Genomic DNA, 18,969 nt, shown 5'->3' on the forward strand with positions numbered 1-18,969 from the left:
AGGCTGTTTAAGAAAGCAGCTATACGGCTTGCCCGGCAGCATGACCACAGGCCCAGGCCCACTGGAAGTTGAAGCCGCCGAGATGCCCGGTGACATCCATCACCTCGCCGATAAAAAACAGGCCGGGCTGGGTTTTGCTTTCCATGGTGGCGGATGAAAGGTCTTTGGTGTCGACGCCGCCCAGAGTGACTTCGGCCTTGGCATAACCTTCATCACCTGCCGGGGTAATGACCCAGTTATGGATATCTTCGGCGATCTTGCGCAGTTTCTTGCTGCCGAGATCTGCGGGGGTCCTGTTCTGGGCGTAGCGTTCAACCCACTCCTGGGCAAAGCGTTTGCTCAGGAAAGGCGCCAGGACATTGGTCAGGGTTTTTTTGCTGTTTTCAGCCGCGGTCAGATCGGCCTCGATATTGTGATCGGGCAGCAGATTGAGGGTAATGCTTTTCCCCGGCTCCCAATAGGAGGAGATCTGGAGAATGGCCGGACCGCTGAGGCCGCGGTGAGTGAAGAGGAGATTTTCCTGAAATTTCTGCTTTTTGACCGAGGTGATGCAGTTCTGAGAGACACCGCTTAACGTTTTGCAGAATTCCTTGTCGGCTGCGTCAAGAGTCAGAGGTACCAGAGCCGGGCGCAGGGGCGTCAGAGGCACACCAAATTGCTTTGCAATCCGGTGACCAAAATCTGTCGCGCCGATTTTGGGAATGGACAGGCCGCCTGTCGCGATCACCAGAGAGTGACAGCACAGGGTGCCGTCACTGCTTTCAAGAGAGAATTTTTCTCCCGAGGCCTGTTTTGGCAAGGGGCGCACGTTCTTGACAGTCACAGGATGCTTGATGGTGACGGAGGCAGAACGGCATTCTTCCAGTAACAGGTTGATGATCTCTTGTGCTGAGGTATCACAAAACAGCTGACCCAATGTTTTCTCGTGCCATTTGATGCTGTGTTTTTCCACCAGATCAAGAAAATCGCGTGGCGTGTAGCGCGCCAGAGCTGACTTGGCAAAGTGACGGTTGTTTGAAAGGAAATCAGCCGCCGTGGTGTGGATATTGGTGAAATTGCAACGTCCGCCGCCGGAAATGCGGATTTTCTCGCAGAGTTTCGTGGCATGATCAAGAACCAGAACCTTGCGGCCCCGCTTGCCTGCCTCGATGGCACACATCAGGCCTGCTGCCCCTGCACCGATGATGATCACATCCCAGCTTTGCATCTGCTTTTACTCTGTAATGGCGATTAAGATGTGGGTCTTACCTGAAAACAGATTTAAATCCAAGAACAAGCTCCTTGTTTCGGGGCATCCAAAGCTCGGTGCCATGGATTTCAGGCTTGTCCTCTGCCGGGTATGACATATGCTGGGAGCCTTGAGGCTGGCTTGCTGAAAAGACAAAAGCGGGGAGAACAGGGCAATGGCTGAGCAGATGGGAACGGTGATGCTGATCGGCGGACTTCTGGTCTTCGCGCTGTTGCATCTGGCGACAGCGAGCCGGTCCTTACGGTCTGTTTTGGCTCGGCGTCTGGGTGAAGGGCCGTATAAGGGTGTTTTTGCTCTTCTGTCCCTGATCAGTTTTGCTGTGGCTCTCCACGGTTATGCAGTCAGTGACTTTCAGGAATACTGGCAGAGTGGACGCATCGCGATATTGCTTCAGAGCTTTCTTATCATGCCGCTTGCCCTGATTCTTCTGGTCAGTTCCTATGTCTCACGCGGGACGCAACGTTTGACCCGGCACCCCATGTTGAGCGGTGTGGCGCTGGCCTGTTTCGGTCATCTTCTGGTAAATGGCGATCAGGCCGCTGTTCTCCTTTTCGGGGGGCTGGGGGGCTATAGCATTCTGGCGATGTTCTGGAGCGATTATCAGCGCCGTCACTCTTCTGAAGAACGGGACCGGCTGTTTCTGTCCCAGACGGGATACCTGCCTGGATTGGCTCGGTTGAAGCTTCAACCCGATGATGTCCTTCCACGTTTGGGAATAATGGGCCCCGCCATCGGGTTTGTGGTTTATGGTCTGGCGTTGAGCTATCATGGCCAGCTTATCGGTGTTTCGCCACTGGCATCTTTGGGCAGCGGGTAGCAGCATTGCGTTTTGCCAGACGGAGTTTGCTTGCATTTTTCGCGCAGATCTTTACCTAGAGCATCAATCGAGACTGTTCATGAATTATATCTGGAAGTAACCGATGGCTGTGACCACCACGATCCATGGAATCAAAAACTGTGATACCTGTCGCAAGGCCCTGAAGGTTTTTGCCGACAAGGCCCTGCCTCACAGTTATCACGACTTTCGTGTTGATGGACTGTCGGAGCAGCAGCTTGATCGCTGGCTCAAGGTTGTCAGCTGGGACAAACTACTTAATCGACGCGGTACAAGCTGGCGCGCGCTGCCCGATGGAGTGAAAGAAGCGATTGATGCTGCTTCGGCAAAAAAACTGATGATGGAAAACCCGACCCTGATCAAACGACCTGTGTTCGAGACTGGAAACACTGTCGTTGTCGGGTTCACCAAAGCTGAACAAGAAACACTGGGACTTTAGGAAACGCGTATGGCTGACAGGTCTGATCCAAAGAAGAGCGGTAAAGTCCTTAGCGGACCTGAAAAACAACAGGCCCGAAAAGAACGCTTCACTGCCAGCAGGGCGCCAAAGGAAGACGCTCCGTCCTCGAAGCGACCGGTTGGTCGTTCAACTGATCGTTCAGCCGACCGTTCTGGAGATCGTTTTGAGGAACGATCTGGCGGAAGATCGGGCAGTTCTGCATCGGACCGTCCTCATGGACGTTCGCGCGACCAAAAGCCTGGTTATCAAAAGCCCAGTTACCAAAAGACCGACAGTGATAAAAACAGGACGGTAAAACCAGACAGATCTGTCCGGCAGACACCTGTGTTAGAGACCCGCGCCTCGGCCTTGAAAGTAGAAGACGAACGCCCCAAAAGCGGGGCGCGCCCCGGACGGGATTTCCAGCGCGTTGATCTCCCGCTGGGCCGTTTACTGTTTCATGTGCACCAAATTCTGGAAAATGCTTCGGCAACCAACAGTCCGATTGACCGGGAGCTTGCATCACACTTTGCCAATATCAAAGGGCGTCTGACCGATCGGGATCATAGCCGCATTCGCGATATGGTCTGGGGTGTTATCCGGCGCTACCGCCGATTGCTCTGGTGGCTTGAGATCAAGGGACAGACAAAGCAGCTGCGTAAGCTTCTGTTGGCGGATCTGGCGTTGACCTATAACAAGTCTGTGGCTGATATCACAGCGCTTTGCCGTGGCGGTGGCGGATATCTTGCGCGTCTGACAGATTCCGAGGCCCGGGTTTTGAGCTCGATGGAAGGAAAAAATCTGGCGGAAGAAACCATGCCGGAAGGGGCAATGAACGAATGTCCCCCTTGGGCTGAAAGCGGCTTGCGTGCCGTCTTTGGAGAGCGGTTTGGTGAAGAAGCTGCAGCGCTCAATGGGTCTGCCCCGCTTGATCTAAGGGTTAATCCTTTCAAGGGAAATCGTGAAGATCTGCTTCCGCGTCTGGAAAAAGCGGGTTGTAAGGCTGAAGCAATTGACTGGCTTCCCCACGGTATCCGCGTTTTGAACGATCCGAAAAAAGCCCATCTGCCGTTTTATGAACGGGGAGAGATCGAGATTCAGGATGCCGGGTCTCAGGTTTTGTCTGTACTGGTGGCTGTTGAGCCCGGTCAGAGAGTGATTGATTTCTGTGCGGGCGCGGGTGGAAAGACCCTGGCGCTTGCCGCAGATATGGACAACAGGGGCCAATTGGTTGCAGCTGATGTCCACAGCAAGCGCCTGGCACGTGCTGCACAGCGTCTAAAACGTGCGGGTGTGTTCAATGCCGAGCGTAAAATTCTTGAAAGTGAACGGGACCCTTGGGTCAAGAAGAACAAGGGCAAATTTGATCGGGTTCTGGTTGATGCCCCTTGCAGTGGAACCGGAGCCTGGCGGCGCTCGCCTGATTCCAAATGGCGGCGTGATGAAGAGGATCTGGCTGAGCTGGTTGCCTTGCAGGAAAGCATCCTGACTTCTGCGGCCCGTCTGGTAAAGCCTGGGGGGCGGCTGGTCTATGCAACCTGTTCGCTGTTGCCTGACGAGAATGAAGAGCAGGTCGAAAAGTTTCTCCGTTCCCGGCCTGATTTCAAACTTTTACCCGTAGCTGAAATCTGGAAAGAGCGGATGCCCCGGGAAATGCCTGAACACATTGGCGATATGTTGCGTTTGAGCCCGGCGCGAGATGAGACAGATGGTTTCTTTGCCGCTGTGTTGGTGCGTGAGGATGCTGCCCCGATTGCTGTTCCTGCCCAAGAAGAAGACAAGTCAGTGAACTGATAGTTGAATGTGATAGTTAGAATGTTCAGGGAAGAAGCTTTTGCCCTTTAAGATCCTCCAGGGCTTCTTCTTCTGACACCTCTTCGATTGTCAAATAGGTTCTTATCACCGACGTCGTGCCGAATGCCCGTATATAATAGGTCTCTCCCGGCTTTAGGGTCAGCGGCAATATTTTCTTCATGTGCGAGGAAATCTGGATTTCATAGTTTCCGGGTAATGCATCCCGGAAAAATACCTGGTTGAGCACAGCGGTTCCCACTGCTTTGCCGTTGACCAGAAATTCAGGCTGCACCGCGGCAAGAAAAGGGACTTTTGAGCGATAGAAATAAATCCGGGCCTGCTCAGATGAAGCCTGGGGGAGGCTGCTGGTGATCGGACGGGCATTTTTATCCGGGCCACAAGCGACAAGCAATGCAAGGACAAGAAAGCCTATAGTGGTCTTTAGAGATTGATAGAGCATCACTGTTCCAGAGCTGAATTGATGGCTCATAGTAAAACGGGGACTCACAAAAGGACAACCTGAGTTTATATACCATCGTCCCTTGCGGTCAGGTGGTTTGCTGCAGTGCAAAAATAGCTTGTTTTACATTCTTTGAAAAGCTAGCGTGAGACAGTAAATTACAGTTATTCGCCCTATCGCGAAATAAAACAATAATTTTTTGGGCTGGCAACGGTTTAACAGGGGAATAGGTATGCAGGGTTATTATCTTGAAGATCTCAGTGCAGGGATGGAAGCATCTTTCGCCAAAACAGTGACGGAAGCTGACATTGTGCTGTTTTCCGGAATTTCCGGTGATACGAACCCGGTACATATCAACGAAGAGCTGGCGCGGACGAGTGTTTTTGAAGGCCGCATTGCCCATGGAATGCTGACAGCCTCTTTTCTCTCGGCTGTTCTGGGCACAAAATTACCTGGCCCGGGCAGTATTTATCTTTCGCAGTCGCTGAAATTCAAGGCACCTGTACGCATTGGCGATACTGTGACTGCTACCGCACGGGTGAAAGAAGTTATTGTCGAGAAGAAACGCGTTGTTCTTGAAACCTTTTGTCAGGTTTCTGGCAAGACGGTTCTTGAAGGTGAAGCTGTGATCATGGTCTCTTCCCGCGCCTGATCTGCGGTGTGTCTGAAGAACTTTGGTATTTCTGGTTTTCTCTGATTTTATTTCTCTGATTTTTTTTCGGGGTTCTCCCGGGTGTTTTATCGGGCTGTTCAACACAAGTATCAGCGCATTTCCCGGGTATTCTTTTGGAAAAAGGCCACTCGCCTGTTTTCAAGCGCTTGCTGAGCGAGTATTCATAGGCGCTTGAAGCGAGTCCCCGGTTAATGGGGCTCGGGTAGCTATCTCTTCGAAACAGTACGGGCGCGGCAAGTAGAACAAGGCTGTGACTATGTCTGTCGGGGATATATATGGGATAAGCAGGGCCAGATCAGAACATGGCAGTTTTTCATAATTTTTCCAATTTACCCGCTGAAGCCAGGGGCGCCGTTGTCGCGATTGGCAATTTTGACGGGGTGCATCTTGGTCACCAGGCTGTCATAGAACAGGCTGGCAAGAGTGCCAAAAAACTCAATTTGCCGCTGGCGGTCCTGACTTTTGAACCGCACCCGCGGTCTCTGTTTCAGCCCGATCGGCCCTGTTTTCGACTGACACCGATGATTGCAAAGGCTCATGCTTTGCATAAAGCCGGGGTGGATCATGTTTTTGTCCAGGATTTCACCAGGGAATTCTCGCAACAGTCTGCCGAGGCCTTTGTCCTGGATACACTGGTTCGGGACCTCGGTGCCAAACAGTTGGTGATTGGATGGGACTTCTGCTTTGGTAAAGATCGTCAGGGCAATGCCCAGCTGCTGGAGAAGATGGGGGCTGAGCACGGCTTTTCTGTCCATGCAGCAAAAGCTGTGACAGACCAAAGTGGCGCGGCTCTTTCCTCGTCAAGGGTGCGTGATTATCTGCAGCAGGGAAAGCCTGTTGCCGCGGCAAAAATTCTTGGACGTTACTGGGAAATTGATGGTCCGGTCCTGCATGGTTTCCAGCGGGGCAGGACAATCGGCTTTCCAACGGCCAACCTGTCAATGGATAACTATCTTGTTCCGGCTCTCGGGGTCTATGCCGTACGCGTTGCCAAGGCAGGGGTCGAAGGTCTGGGACGCACCCACTGGTATCACGGTGTTGCCAACATCGGTACGCGCCCGACCCTGGACGGAGATACGGTTAATCTTGAGGTCTTTATCTTTGACTTTGATGAAGATATTTATGATATGGACCTTCGGGTGCAAATCGTGGAATATCTCCGCCCCGAAAAGAAATTTGATGGGCTGACGGCCCTGAAAGAACAGATCGACAAGGACAGCAAGCAGGCCAGAGAGCTTTTGCTGTCGTTACGAGATCATCCCCTAGAGCTTGTTGTTCCGACAGCAAGTGAAGAATAAGCCCAATATCGTAGACGGAAGAGTGGCTCCATGAGCACGGATTATAAAGATACAGTTTTTCTCCCCAAGACCGATTTCCCCATGCGTGCAGGACTGCCGGCAAAAGAGCCGGAAATCCTGAAGCACTGGATTGATATTGGCCTGTTCGAAAAACTGCGTGCGACGAGCAAGGATCGTGAAAAGTTCGTTCTTCACGATGGTCCTCCCTACGCAAACGGTCACCTTCACATGGGACATGCCCTGAACAAGGTGCTGAAAGATGTTATCAACCGCTCTCAGCAGATGATGGGCAAGAATGCCCACTATGTTCCGGGATGGGATTGTCACGGCCTGCCGATCGAGTGGAAAATTGAAGAGGGCTATCGCGCACGCGGACAGGACAAGGACGAAGTTCCTGTCATCGAATTCCGCAAGGAGTGTCGCGAGTTTGCAGATAAATGGATTGCAACCCAGATCGATGAGTTCAAGCGCCTCGGGATTGAGGCTGACTGGGACAAGCCATACAAGACAATGGACTTTGCCTCGGAAGCCCTGATTGTAAAAGAGATGGGCAAGTTTCTGATGAACAAGGGACTTTACATGGGCACCAAGGCGGTGCTCTGGTCCGTTGTCGAGAAAACTGCCCTGGCGGACGCCGAAGTCGAATACCATGAGCACAAATCGCCGACCATCTGGGTGCGTTTCCCGATTGCCAGCAGCAAGGATCCGCTGCTTGAGGGCGCCTCTATTGTCATCTGGACAACGACACCCTGGACCATTCCGGCCAACCGGGCTGTAGCCTGTGGCGCTGAGTTTGAATACGTGGTGTACGAGGTTGAGGCACTTGGCGAAGGCAGTTTGGCCAAGGTTGGGGAACGTCTGGTTCTCAATCGCGAATTGTCCGAACAGGTACGTCTTGATGCTCGGATCGAGAAGTGGCGGGAAGTCGGTGTTGTCTCAGACCTGACTGAAGTTCGTGCTCAGCATCCGTTGCGTGGCCTTGAAGGTGCCGATGGCGGGTATGACTATGAAGTCCCTTTGCTGCAGGCCGACTTTGTCACCAATGAAGCTGGTACGGGGTTTGTCCATATTGCACCAAGTCATGGTGCCGACGATAATGAACTGGGGCGTAAACACGGTCTTGAAGTGCCGATGATGCTGGATGAAGCCGGGATCTATTATGATCATGTTCCCTTCTTTGCCGGCGCTTGCGTCTATACCCAGGAAGGCAAGCCGGGTGATGCCAATGGCAAAGCGATCAAGGCCCTGATTGATACCGGCGGGTTGTTGGCTAAAGGATCCATGCGTCATAGCTATCCGCATTCCTGGCGTTCAAAAGCACCATTGATTTTCCGCAGCACGCCACAGTGGTTTATTTCCATGGAGACCAATGATCTCCGGAAAAAGGCGCTCAAGGCAATTGATGACACCCGCTTTGTGCCAGAGCAGGGAAGTAACAGACTCTATAAAATGGTTGAGGGGCGCCCCGACTGGTGTGTTTCACGCCAGCGTGTCTGGGGAGTGCCCTTGCCGATTTTCATGGAAAAGAAAACCGGTGAACCACTAAGAGATCAGAAAGTTCTCGACCGGATTGTCGCTGCTTTCCATGCTGAAGGTGGAGATGCCTGGTTTAACAGCGCGCCTGAACGTTTCTTGGGGAATGAGTATAAAGCAGACGATTTCGAACAGATCATGGATGTGATCGAGGTCTGGTTTGATTCCGGCTCTACCCACAGCTTTGTGCTGGAAGCTCGTCCCGAGCTGAAATGGCCAGCGGATCTCTATCTTGAAGGTTCGGATCAACATCGGGGCTGGTTCCATACCTCACTGCTGGAATCTGCGGGAACCAGAAACCGCGCTCCCTACGATGCGGTTCTGACCCATGGCTTTGTGCTGGATGACAAGGGCCGCAAGATGTCCAAGTCCTTGGGCAACATTATCGCTCCAGCAGAAATCATTGCCAAATATGGTGCTGATATTCTGCGTCTGTGGGTGGTGGCTTCGGATTATTCCCAGGATTTGCGTGTTGGTGATGAAATCCTCAAATATCAGGCCGACGCCTATCGTCGCCTGCGAAACACGCTGCGCTTTCTGTTGGGAAGCCTGGACGGTTTCTCGGATGAGGAACGCCTGCCTGCTGAAGAGATGCCTGAACTGGAAAAGTGGGTTCTGCATCGCCTGACAGAGCTTGATGTGATCGTTCGAAAAAGCTGTGATGACTATGACTATCATGCAATGTTCCAGGCGCTGCACAATTTCTGTGCTGTAGATCTGTCTGCTTTCTATCTCGATCTGCGTAAGGATGCGCTCTATTGTGACGCTTCTGACAGCACAGTACGTCGTGCAGCCCGCACGGTTATCGATATTCTTTTTGATAGTCTGACAGCATGGCTGGCACCGATCCTTTGCTTTACCACTGAAGAAGCCTGGCTGGCCCGGGGCAAAAAAGGCGCTGAAGAGTCTGTTCATCTGCGTACTTTTGCCGAAATTCCGGCGAGTTGGAAGAATGAAGAGCTGGCAAGCCGTTGGGATAAAATTCGTGAAGTGCGCCGGGTCGTTACCGGTGCAATTGAAGTTCTGCGGGCAGAAAAGAAAATCGGATCCAGCCTCCAGGCCCGTCCGGCAGTCTATGTTTCCCGTAATGAACTGATGGAAGCCATTGGTGATCTTGATATGGCAGATATCTGTATTACTTCCCAGATCGAGCTGGTTAGTGCGGATGCTCCAGAGGAGGCCTACAGGATTCAGGACGTGGAAGGTGTCGGTGTCGTTGTCGATATCGCAGAAGGGGACAAGTGTCAGCGTTGCTGGAAGGTTTTGCCGGACGTCGGAAGCCATCCTCAGGCCGAAGATACCTGCAGCCGTTGTGCGGACGTTCTGGTGAAGTCATAAAAATGAACGGGGTGACAACAAAAGGTTCAGCGATGTTGATCCGGGCTTTGCTCCTGGCGATCCTGATTCTCGGGCTGGATCAGGCGAGCAAGTGGTTCATTCTGATCGAAGTGATGAACCCGCCTCGCGTTATTGAGGTTACAGACTTTTTTGATCTGGTTCTCACCTACAATACGGGGGTGAGCTTCGGTCTTTTTGGAAGTGATTCCCCTTGGCGTCCCTTCATCCTTGCGGGGGCTGCTATGGCAATCGTCATTGGCATGTTTGTCTGGTTGTATAAAGAACCATCCTGCAGATTGGCCCTGTCCGTGGGTCTGATTTGTGGGGGAGCGATGGGAAATGTGATTGACCGGATCCTCCATGTTGGTGTGGTGGATTTCCTCAGCTTTACCCTTTCGTGGCTTCCCTGGCAGATTTTCAATCCCTGGCCCGCATTTAATCTGGCAGACAGCACGATTTTTATCGGTGTGGTGATTTTACTCTGTGATGGCTTGTTCTTGACGCAATCTAAGGGTAATAAATAGGGACCTTTTAAAGGGACGCAGGTTGAACGGATGAAAAGTTTGAAAATTTTGGGAGTCCTCGGGATCTCCCTCGCAGTTACCGGATGCGGTGATACCTTGAAAGAACAGATCGGTTTGGGCAAACGCTCTCCCGATGAGTTCAAAGTTGTATCGCGTGCTCCTTTGAGCTTGCCACCTGATTATAACCTTGCCCCGCCCCGCCCGGGCGCATTGCGCCCGCAGGAAGCATCCCCGCAAGGGAAAGCCCGTCGGGCGGTCTTCAATCTGGACGGCAGTGCCGGGCCAGCTGAAGACTTTGCCTTGTCCCAAGGCAACCGTAGTGAAGGTGAGATGTCCTTGCTGAAATCAGCTGGTGCCGACGAGGCGCCAAGTGATATCCGGTTGTTGGTTGATCGTGAAACCCGCCAGCTGAATGCGGAGAGCGAACAGGTGGTCGATACCCTGATTTTCTGGAAAGACCAGCCGACACCAAATTCTGTGGTTGATCCGGTCAAGGAAGCCAAACGCTTGCAGGAAAATGCAGCCCTTGGTACCAGAGGAAAAGGTGAAACACCGACGATTGTCCGCAACCGCGAGGCACCTCTTGAAGGTGTTCTGGATGGCATCTTCTAACGCCAAGCGTAACCCAGTCTAAAAGCTCCGGTTCTCCGGAGCTTTTTTACGTCGGAGCCAAGCTGGGCGTTATGGAAACCGACATAAACTCTGTTCCTGTTCCTCAATGGTATTCGGTGTGATCAAAACCGGTTTCCGGTGGATAAATTTATCCGCCACCCTTGTGTAGAGATTGAACAGGATCTACTTATTTTCCTAGCATCAGGGGAAACTCTCTCCTGGGATAAGGGGCGAACCGATCTGCTCATGAATAGAGTCATGTTTTCCAAACTGAAGTGCTTGTCTTCCGTGATTGCCGGACTGTGTTTTCTCGCCGGGGCTAATCCTGTTCACGCCGAAATCTTCAAACCAGAGACCTTCAGCCTTGATAACGGGTTGCAGGTGGTGGTGATTTCCAATCATCGCGCGCCGATTGTCACACAGATGCTGTGGTACAAGGTTGGTGCTGCAGATGAAGTGGCCGGAGAATCCGGGAATGCCCATTTCCTTGAGCATTTGATGTTTAAGGGAACCAAACGGTTTAAAAACGGCGAGTTCTCGGCCATCGTGGCTAAGAATGGGGGGGAAGAAAATGCTTTCACCTCGTGGGATTACACTGCTTACCACCAGACGGTTGCCAAGGATCGCCTGGCACTCGTGATGGAACTTGAAGCAGATAGAATGACCGGATTGGTTCTGACGGATGACATCGTTCTGCCTGAACGCGAAGTGGTGCGGGAAGAACGTCGGAGCAGGGTTGATAACAATCCGGCTGCTCAGCTTGGAGAAGTCATGCAGGCGAGTCAGTATCTTAATCATCCCTACCGGATACCTGTCATTGGATGGGATCATGAAATCGAGGAGCTCAGCACCGAGACCGCTTTGCGGTTTTATCACAAATGGTACGCGCCGAATAATGCTGTGCTGATAATTGCTGGAGATACCACAGCCGAAGAGGTCCGGCCTCTGGCAGAGAAATTCTATGGCGTGATTCCTGCGCGCGATGTCCCGGAACGAAACCGGATATCCGAACCTCCCCAGAATGCAGCCCGTCGGGTCGAGCTGGAGAGCAAGCTGGTCACCAGTCCAACGCTCTCAATACGGTATCTTGCCCCGAGTTATCGCACGGCAGAAGGCAATGATCCCTTTGCCTTGCAGGTTCTGGATGAAATCATTGGCAGTGGTGCAACAAGCAAATTGTATAAAACACTGGCAATTGAGGAGGGAACGGCAGCTTCTGTTGGCACCTCCTATAATCCAGGGGCCTATGATCTGGGCAGTTTTATTTTCTATATTTCTCCACGCCCTGACATTCCTCTTGAACAGGCAGAAAGTCGTCTGCGCGAGGAGATTCAGAAAATTATTGAAACCGGGGTAACGGCGGAAGACGTCCGGAAAGCGCAGAGCCGGATGGCTGATGCTGCAGTATTTGCCCGCGACCCGCTTTCGGCGGCCCCCAATATATTCGGCCGTGCCCTGACGACAGGGCGTACGGTAGCAGATGTAGAGAACTGGCCTGAACGCATTGCCGAGGTAACACCAGAAGATGTTAATCGCGCCATGAAACAGATTGTTGTTGCCAATCAGTCGGTGACCGGTGTGTTGTTGCCTGCAGGACTGTCCGAGGAAGTAACAGAATGAGTTTTTTTCTTGATAGCCACAGCTCCTTTGCCGGGAAATTGGCCAAGTCTGGCAGCAAACTCTTGTATCTTCTCCTCATCTCGTTCCTCCTGACAACAGCTCTCCCGGGATCATCGTTTGCGGTAGAGGTCAAGCAGGTGGTTTCTCCGGGCGGGATAAAGGCCTGGCTGGTGGAAAACCCTAGAAACCCTATTGTTGCGATCAATTTTGCTTTCGGTGGAGGGTCTTCTGTAGATCCTCACGGTAAAGAAGGCTTGGCAAATTTTGTTGCAGCGACAATTGATGAGGGCTCCGGGGATCTTGATTCTCAAGCATTCCAGGGAAAATTGAACGATCTTTCCATTTCACTCCGTTTTGATGCAGGGCGCGACCAGCTGAATGGAAGCCTTTTTACGTTGAAAAAAAATCAGGCCACGGCAATCGAGCTGTTGCGTTCAGCCCTGACAGAGCCCCGATTTGACCCGGAACCGGTAGAAAGAATCCGCTCTCAAATCAAGCTGACACTCGAACGTCGTCAGGAAGATCCCAACTACAAGACCCAGGATACTCTCAGACAGCTGTTCTACCCCGGTCATGTTTTCGGGCGCCCAAATGATGGGACGCCTGAAAGCCTTTCGTCGATTGCTGTCGAGGATATGCGGCACTACATGAGTAACTTTATCGGACAGGATAATCTTACTGTTGCAGCCGTTGGGGATATTTCGGCTGAAGAACTCGGGATCGTTCTGGATCAGGCCTTCTCGGGCGTTGCAGAACAATCCAGGTCCAGCGAGATTGTTGATGTTACTCCTGCAGTAGCAGGGGGAACCATTGTGATTAAAGAAGACATCCCCCAAAGCGAAGTTTTGTTGGCTCAGGTCGGTATCGCGCGTGATGATCCCGATTATTATGCCGCGGTTATCGTGAACCATATTCTGGGAGGAGGGAGCTTCTCCTCACGCCTTTATCAGGAGGTCCGAGAAAAGAGAGGTTTGGCCTACTCCGTTGGCAGCTATCTCTCCGCCCAAGAGCAGGCACCACTTCTTATTGCGACTGTGGCAACCCAAAATGACCGGGTTTCTGAGTCCATCCAGATTATTCGGGATCAATGGCGCCTGATGGCAGATGAAGGGCCGAGCCAGCAGGAACTGTCCGATGCGGTAACCTATCTGACGGGATCTTTTCCGCTGAATTTTACCAGCACGGAACAGGTTTCGGATATTCTTTTGGCGATGCAGCTTAACAAACTGGGTATTGATTATCTGGATAAGCGGAACAGCTATCTGGAGGCGGTGACGCTGGAGGATGCCCGGCGTGTTGCGCGCAGACTGTATGATGCGGATAGCCTGACCGTTATTGTCGCGGGGGATCCTGTGGGATTGAAAGAGGAAAATCCGGTGCCAAGACGCTGATCAATCAGGTTTCATGGAAACCAGGGAGTGTTTGTGCTTTTGGTACAAACCCCAGTTTGTTACGGTTCAGTTTCAGCGCGTCGGCTGTTGCCGATAGAAAATAATCTGTGGATACGATGTCTTATACTCACGATGTAAATTTTTGCCTTGAGGAATTCCTTGGTGAAGGTGGCCTTAAGCGCCAGATATTTGACGAGCAACTTGCCAGTTGTGCGCAAAGCCTTGTGCGCTTGAAAGAAGACAAAGACAGTGGCCGTCTGCCGTTTCTTTCCATTCCGGAAGAGCGTGAAGATCTTGTTGCCTGCCAGTCACTGGTTTCGTCATATCGGGATAATTGTAGTGATGTGATCGTTTTGGGAACCGGGGGATCATCTCTTGGCGGGCGAACGCTTTATGGTCTGGCGAACAGTCCCTTTGGTCCGGTCAACGGAGGGCCACGGCTGCATTTCGTGGACAACATTGATCCCTACAGTTTTGCTGTCCTGCTCAAAAGACTGGATATTTCGACCACAGGTCTGATTACGCTTTCAAAATCAGGATCGACTGCCGAGACGGTGGCGCAGTTTATGGCCTTGCTCCCGGCTTTCCAGAAGGCCTATGGCCCGGATAAGCTGGCGGAAAGGGTGACAATTATCACCGAGCCAAAACCCAATCCCTTGCGCAAGCTTGCCCGGGATCTTGGGCTGGAGTGTCTGGACCAGAATCCGCTGATCGGCGGACGTTTCTGCCTTTTGACGATTGTCGGACTGTTACCTGCCATGATCGCAGGCCTTGATGTCAATGCGTTGCGGGAGGCAGCAGCCAAAGTGGTTCACCAGGCACTGAACACAAAGGATATGGAGGCGATTGCCCCGGTTGTCGGAGCTTCTGTTGCCACAGGCCTGTTACGGCAGCGCAATATTTCCCAAACGGTGATCATGCCCTATGAGGATCGTCTGGCGGATCTGGGTCTCTGGTATAACCAGCTCTGGGCTGAAAGTCTGGGCAAGGAAGGCAAGGGAACAACCCCGATCCGGGCTCTGGGAACTGTTGACCAGCACAGTCAGTTGCAGCTTTATCTTGATGGTCCTCAGGACAAGATGTTCACCATGATCTATCATGATGCCCGCGGTGAAGGTTTGCCGGTGGATTCCGCCTTGCCTGATGGTGAGGATACGTTGAGTTATCTGCGTGGCCGGACATTGGGTGATCTCTTGACGGTATCTGCTGAAGCCACGGCGCAAACCCTGGCCAAGAATGGTCGGCCGGTGCGCAAGATCACGTTGAATCAGATTGACGAGCAGGCGCTTGGGGCGCTGACCATGCACTACATGCTTGAAACGGTGATCGCCGCTGATCTTTTGGGTGTGAATCCCTATGATCAACCTGCTGTAGAGCAGGGCAAGGTTCTTGCCCGTCGTTTCTTGCGGGATCTGAATGACAACAGCGCCGCATAGATCGCTTTGTTCTGAACAGGAGTTCGTTTTGTCTATCCGCCGTCTTCCGGAAACCCTGGTCAACCAGATTGCTGCTGGAGAGGTTCTTGAGCGTCCGGCTGCGGCAGTAAAGGAACTGGTGGAGAACGCTCTGGATGCCGGGGCGACTCATATTGATGTACAGATGCGCGACGGTGGGCGCAGCTATATCGCTGTGAGCGATGATGGTTGCGGGATGAGCAAAGAGGGGCTGTCTCTCTGTATCGAGCGGCATGCCACCTCCAAGCTTCCCAGCGATGATCTGGTTCATATTGAAACACTGGGGTTTCGGGGAGAGGCATTGCCCTCAATTGGCGCGGTGGCGCGCCTTCAGATTACCAGCCGCGAAAAACAGGCGGAAGATGCCTGGATGATTCGGGTCGAAGGAGGCACTGTTTCGCCTGTTCAACCTGCTGCCTGTAATCCGGGTACCAGGGTCGAGATCAGGGATCTGTTTTTTGCCACTCCGGCACGACTGAAGTTTCTCAAGGTCGCAAGGACAGAGCTCAGTCATGCCGAAGATGTCATGAAGCGTCTGGCGATGGCGCATCCGGAAGTCGGTTTTTCCCTCTCCGATGAAAAACGTACCTTGCTGCGCTTACCAGCGAATGGCGGAGACCTTTTCGAAGCGCGTCTGAAACGCCTGTCCTCGGTTATGGCCAGAGAGTTTGGGGAAAATGCTCTCAGGGTTGATGCCGAAAGGGAATACCTTACACTATCGGGCTATATCGGTCTGCCCACACTGAACCGCGGCAATGCCCAGCACCAGTATCTGTTTGTCAATGGTCGCCCGGTCAAGGATCGTCTGTTGCAAGGCGCTGTTCGCGGAGCCTATCAGGATTTTCTGGCGCGCGATCGTCATCCCTTGCTGGCCCTGTTTCTGGAAATGCCGCCAGAGATGGTTGATGTCAACGTCCATCCGGCCAAAACTGAAGTCCGTTTCCGCGATGCGGCACTGGTCCGCGGGCTGATTGTCGGGGCTTGCAAACATGCCCTGGCTGAGGCCGGGCATCGCGCTTCTACATCTGTTGCCAATTCGGCTCTCGGTATGTTGGAGGCGGCGAGAAGCCGTCAGGAACAGGGGGGGGCAGAGGGACGTTCTGGTGGGGCTTATAGCTGGCAACCACGACCTTCTGTGAGCTATCCATCTGGTCGCTTGTCAGAGGCAGTTTTTGCAGCACAGGCCCCCCTTGGAAACAGCCAGACGGCCTTGCCTGGATCAGAGAGTTTTATACCCCAGGCACGCAGCGGAGATCCTGTTCCGGGATTGGCTGAGGCGGGAAATCGTTGGAGTTCTCCGTCAGAGGGAACAGGAGAGCCTGAGGCTTTTGACCATGCTGCACATCCTCTGGGGGCGGCACGGGCGCAATATCACGAGAATTATATCATTGCGCAGACAGAAACAGGTATCGTTATTGTCGACCAGCATGCTGCACATGAACGGCTTGTTTTGGAGAAAATGAAAGAACAGATGGCGGCACAGGGCGTGAAGTCCCAGATGTTGCTGCTGCCGGAAGTGGTCGAACTGGACGAAGACGCCGCACATCGTTTGGTTAAACGGGCGGAGGAACTGGCAGAGCTTGGTCTGGTTCTGGAGGCATTTGGTCCTGGTGCTGTCGTCGTGCGAGAGGTCCCGGCGATTCTTGGCGAGCGAGCCAATGCAACGGCGCTTGTCATGGATCTTGCTGATGAACTGGCCGAACTGGGCGAGACACTGGCGCTGAAAGAACGCGTAGAGCGGGTGCTCGGAACCATGGCCTGTCATGGATCAGTACGATCAGGGCGGCGACTGAACAGCGAGGAAATGAATGCGCTGTTACGGCAGATGGAAGTGACCCCCCATTCTGGTCAATGCAATCACGGCAGGCCGACCTATATAGAATTGAAGCTGACTGACATCGAAAAGCTTTTTTCACGAAGATGAAGCACTACGTATAAGAGGGGCAGGTTGTCTGACTGTTCCATATGGAAATTCCCTCTGGCGAGTGAAGGTGATCTATGGAATTCGATTTTCTGACGTTGCCCCCAGCGAAACGTTTTGCTGATGCCTTTTCCAAAGACTTTTATCATCCGGTGCCCGAAGGCTGGTGGGTTGTGACAACAGATGTCGTCCATTCGACCAAGGCTATCCAGAACGGACGTTACAAAGATATCAATATGTTGGGTGCAGCAGGGATCACGGCTGTGTTTAACCTGTTGGGGGGTGCTAAAATCCCCTTTGTCTTTGGGGGTGATGGTGCAAGCTTTCTCTGCTCAAGTGCACAACAGCCTGATCTGGTAAAAGAGCTTCTGGCCGTCCAACACTTCGGGCGTGAGTTCTTTGATCTGGAGCTCAGGGTTGGTGCAGTTCCCTTAAGCCAAATCAGAAAAATGGGAAAAGATGTTCTGGTTGCGCGTCTGGAGCTTTCTCCGGGGAACAACCTTGCGCTGTTCAGTGGCGGTGGTCTGGACCTGGCGGACCAGATAATCAAGGCAGATAGCACAGGCCAGTATTGCAAACAGGAGATTTCCGACAGATTGCCAAATCTGGAAGGCCTGAGCTGTCGCTGGCAACCTTTGAAACCCCGGAATGGTACGATACTGACACTGTTGATCCAGGCTCATGAAGAAGCCGATTACCAGCGGGTTGTCGAGGAGGTGCAGGGAATCATTGAACGCGATGTTGAAGATATCAATCCGGTCAAAATTGCTGACTTGAAGATCAGAAAGTTTTTCGAAGATTTTACACTGGAAAACTTTACCCTAAGTGCCGGAAAGGGTGGCTTCATCAGGCCCTTTTTCCTGCAAATTCTGACCAAGGTATGGCACCGGGTGGCTCATTGGATCAATGCACAGCATGGACCGTACAAACCGGAAGTCTATCTGAAAGAACTGCGCAGCAACTCGGATTTCAGGAAATTTGACGACATGGTGCGCATGGTTGTCGATTGCCGCCCTGAATCCATTGCTGATCTGAGAAAATATCTGGAAGAAAAACGCTCTGCCGGGATTATCCGCTATGGTCTTCACCTGTCCCCGGAAGCATTGATGACCTGCCTGGTTCTGGACTTCGCCTGTTCGCAGCACCTTCATTTCATTGATGGCGCTGATGGGGGCTATGCGATGGCAGCCAAAGAGCTTAAAGCCCAGTCATAGCCACCAGTCTAACCAAGCACACTGATTTAAACGGCTTCGGTTCTGAGGAAAAAGAAGATTCTGGCTTTGCCGTATTTTCGGGTATCGACCAGCTCAAAATCCGGAGGGGCCGTGAGAGTTTCCTTGGCTTCTGCCTCGGCAGCGATCAGGGCTGTGGGAGCGATCCATCCGGCACGATCCAGCGCGGCAATCGCCGGATCACTCAGACCCTGATTATAAGGGGCATCCATCAGGATCAGGCTACAGGCTTCAGTGGCTTTGGGGGGAGCAAGAACGTCAGCGGCAATCACATGAGTAGCGACTTGCTCGCGCAGGCTTTTGACATTTTCCCGGAGAGCGGCAAGGCTCTCCGGGGCTTTTTCGATAAAGGTAACTTTTCGAGCGCCACGGGAAAGGGCTTCCAGCCCCAAGGCCCCGGTTCCGGCAAAGACATCAAGAACATGCTGATCGACCAGAAGTCGCGCAGTACCAGAGGGCAGCAGGCCCTTGCTGACATCCCCCTGTAACAGGATGTTGAAGAGTGATTCACGGGTACGATCCTGGGTCGGGCGGGCAATATTTCCCTCCGGACAGCTAAGCGGTCGTCCGCGATGTCGGCCTCCAACAATGCGCAT

At 52.7% G+C, this 18,969-nt stretch carries 16 protein-coding genes; 13 read left to right on the forward strand and 3 right to left on the reverse strand.

The window, feature by feature from the left end; genetic code table 11:
- Nucleotides 1–19 precede the first annotated feature (19 nt).
- Nucleotides 20–1,207: an NAD(P)/FAD-dependent oxidoreductase gene (locus O4H49_RS13135; RefSeq protein ID WP_269423894.1), complete on the reverse strand. Its 1,188-nt coding sequence runs from the start codon at nt 1,205–1,207 to the stop codon at nt 20–22.
- A gap of 196 nt (nt 1,208–1,403) precedes the next feature.
- On the opposite strand from O4H49_RS13135, the gene O4H49_RS13140 reads away from it, so the two are divergent.
- From O4H49_RS13140 to O4H49_RS13150, 3 genes are all read left to right on the forward strand, one after another.
- Nucleotides 1,404–2,066, forward strand: coding sequence for an NnrU family protein (locus O4H49_RS13140; protein ID WP_269423895.1), 663 nt, complete (start codon nt 1,404–1,406; stop codon nt 2,064–2,066).
- Nucleotides 2,067–2,169: 103 nt separating this feature from the next.
- Entirely contained in the window at nt 2,170–2,523 is a 354-nt protein-coding gene (locus O4H49_RS13145) for an arsenate reductase (protein WP_269423896.1), read from the forward strand.
- A gap of 9 nt (nt 2,524–2,532) precedes the next feature.
- Nucleotides 2,533–4,317, forward strand: coding sequence for an RsmB/NOP family class I SAM-dependent RNA methyltransferase (locus O4H49_RS13150; protein WP_269423897.1), 1,785 nt, complete (start codon nt 2,533–2,535; stop codon nt 4,315–4,317).
- Nucleotides 4,318–4,342: 25 nt separating this feature from the next.
- Here O4H49_RS13150 and O4H49_RS13155 read toward each other — a convergent pair whose 3' ends face one another.
- On the reverse strand, nt 4,343–4,777 hold the full coding sequence (locus O4H49_RS13155) for a DUF2846 domain-containing protein (protein ID WP_269423898.1): 435 nt from the start codon (nt 4,775–4,777) through the stop codon (nt 4,343–4,345).
- A gap of 232 nt (nt 4,778–5,009) precedes the next feature.
- Here O4H49_RS13155 and O4H49_RS13160 point away from each other — a divergent pair, with 232 nt between their 5' ends.
- The 10 genes from O4H49_RS13160 to O4H49_RS13205 all read left to right on the forward strand — a co-directional run bounded on the left by O4H49_RS13160 (nt 5,010) and on the right by O4H49_RS13205 (nt 18,355).
- Entirely contained in the window at nt 5,010–5,429 is a 420-nt protein-coding gene (locus O4H49_RS13160; protein WP_269423899.1) for a MaoC family dehydratase, read from the forward strand.
- Nucleotides 5,430–5,752: 323 nt separating this feature from the next.
- Entirely contained in the window at nt 5,753–6,748 is a 996-nt protein-coding gene (locus tag O4H49_RS13165; protein ID WP_269423900.1) for a bifunctional riboflavin kinase/FAD synthetase, read from the forward strand.
- A 30-nt stretch (nt 6,749–6,778) separates the two neighbouring features.
- The gene (gene ileS / locus O4H49_RS13170; RefSeq protein ID WP_269423901.1) at nt 6,779–9,619 is read left to right on the forward strand and encodes an isoleucine--tRNA ligase; all 2,841 of its coding nucleotides are present in this window, start codon (nt 6,779–6,781) and stop codon (nt 9,617–9,619) included.
- 2 nt (nt 9,620–9,621) lie between these two features.
- A complete protein-coding gene (gene lspA, locus O4H49_RS13175) occupies nt 9,622–10,143 on the forward strand; it encodes a signal peptidase II (protein ID WP_269423902.1) in 522 nt (173 codons plus the stop codon).
- Nucleotides 10,144–10,173: 30 nt separating this feature from the next.
- A complete protein-coding gene (locus O4H49_RS13180; protein ID WP_269423903.1) occupies nt 10,174–10,755 on the forward strand; it encodes a DUF3035 domain-containing protein in 582 nt (193 codons plus the stop codon).
- A gap of 258 nt (nt 10,756–11,013) precedes the next feature.
- A complete protein-coding gene (locus O4H49_RS13185) occupies nt 11,014–12,375 on the forward strand; it encodes a M16 family metallopeptidase (RefSeq protein WP_269423904.1) in 1,362 nt (453 codons plus the stop codon).
- Nucleotides 12,372–13,766 carry a M16 family metallopeptidase gene (locus tag O4H49_RS13190; RefSeq protein ID WP_269423905.1) on the forward strand — a complete coding sequence of 465 codons (1,395 nt, stop codon included), beginning with the start codon at nt 12,372–12,374 and terminating at the stop codon, nt 13,764–13,766. Before O4H49_RS13185 ends, O4H49_RS13190 begins: the two co-directional genes overlap by 4 nt.
- 116 nt (nt 13,767–13,882) lie before the next feature.
- Entirely contained in the window at nt 13,883–15,202 is a 1,320-nt protein-coding gene (locus O4H49_RS13195) for a glucose-6-phosphate isomerase (RefSeq protein WP_269423906.1), read from the forward strand.
- Nucleotides 15,203–15,230: 28 nt separating this feature from the next.
- On the forward strand, nt 15,231–17,144 hold the full coding sequence (gene mutL / locus O4H49_RS13200; RefSeq protein WP_269423907.1) for a DNA mismatch repair endonuclease MutL: 1,914 nt from the start codon (nt 15,231–15,233) through the stop codon (nt 17,142–17,144).
- Nucleotides 17,145–17,218: 74 nt separating this feature from the next.
- Entirely contained in the window at nt 17,219–18,355 is a 1,137-nt protein-coding gene (locus O4H49_RS13205) for a DUF3095 domain-containing protein (RefSeq protein WP_269423908.1), read from the forward strand.
- 26 nt (nt 18,356–18,381) lie between these two features.
- Here the strand turns inward: O4H49_RS13205 and rsmD are convergent, their stop codons facing one another.
- Nucleotides 18,382–18,969, reverse strand: a complete 588-nt coding sequence (rsmD, locus tag O4H49_RS13210; RefSeq protein ID WP_269423909.1) for a 16S rRNA (guanine(966)-N(2))-methyltransferase RsmD — start codon at nt 18,967–18,969, stop codon at nt 18,382–18,384.

The sequence above is a fragment of the Kiloniella laminariae genome (assembly GCF_027214005.1).
In the GTDB taxonomy this organism is placed as follows: Bacteria; Pseudomonadota; Alphaproteobacteria; order Kiloniellales; family Kiloniellaceae; genus Kiloniella; species Kiloniella laminariae_A.

Coding starts and splice junctions, on each gene's coding strand:
- O4H49_RS13135 (WP_269423894.1), bottom strand. CDS start 1,207: ATGCAAAGCTGGGATGTGATCATCATCGGTGCAGGGGCAGCAGGCCTG.
- O4H49_RS13140 (WP_269423895.1), top strand. CDS start 1,404: ATGGCTGAGCAGATGGGAACGGTGATGCTGATCGGCGGACTTCTGGTC.
- O4H49_RS13145 (WP_269423896.1), top strand. CDS start 2,170: ATGGCTGTGACCACCACGATCCATGGAATCAAAAACTGTGATACCTGT.
- O4H49_RS13150 (WP_269423897.1), top strand. CDS start 2,533: ATGGCTGACAGGTCTGATCCAAAGAAGAGCGGTAAAGTCCTTAGCGGA.
- O4H49_RS13155 (WP_269423898.1), bottom strand. CDS start 4,777: ATGCTCTATCAATCTCTAAAGACCACTATAGGCTTTCTTGTCCTTGCA.
- O4H49_RS13160 (WP_269423899.1), top strand. CDS start 5,010: ATGCAGGGTTATTATCTTGAAGATCTCAGTGCAGGGATGGAAGCATCT.
- O4H49_RS13165 (WP_269423900.1), top strand. CDS start 5,753: ATGGCAGTTTTTCATAATTTTTCCAATTTACCCGCTGAAGCCAGGGGC.
- ileS (WP_269423901.1), top strand. CDS start 6,779: ATGAGCACGGATTATAAAGATACAGTTTTTCTCCCCAAGACCGATTTC.
- lspA (WP_269423902.1), top strand. CDS start 9,622: ATGAACGGGGTGACAACAAAAGGTTCAGCGATGTTGATCCGGGCTTTG.
- O4H49_RS13180 (WP_269423903.1), top strand. CDS start 10,174: ATGAAAAGTTTGAAAATTTTGGGAGTCCTCGGGATCTCCCTCGCAGTT.
- O4H49_RS13185 (WP_269423904.1), top strand. CDS start 11,014: ATGTTTTCCAAACTGAAGTGCTTGTCTTCCGTGATTGCCGGACTGTGT.
- O4H49_RS13190 (WP_269423905.1), top strand. CDS start 12,372: ATGAGTTTTTTTCTTGATAGCCACAGCTCCTTTGCCGGGAAATTGGCC.
- O4H49_RS13195 (WP_269423906.1), top strand. CDS start 13,883: ATGTCTTATACTCACGATGTAAATTTTTGCCTTGAGGAATTCCTTGGT.
- O4H49_RS13205 (WP_269423908.1), top strand. CDS start 17,219: ATGGAATTCGATTTTCTGACGTTGCCCCCAGCGAAACGTTTTGCTGAT.
- rsmD (WP_269423909.1), bottom strand. CDS start 18,969: ATGCGCATTGTTGGAGGCCGACATCGCGGACGACCGCTTAGCTGTCCG.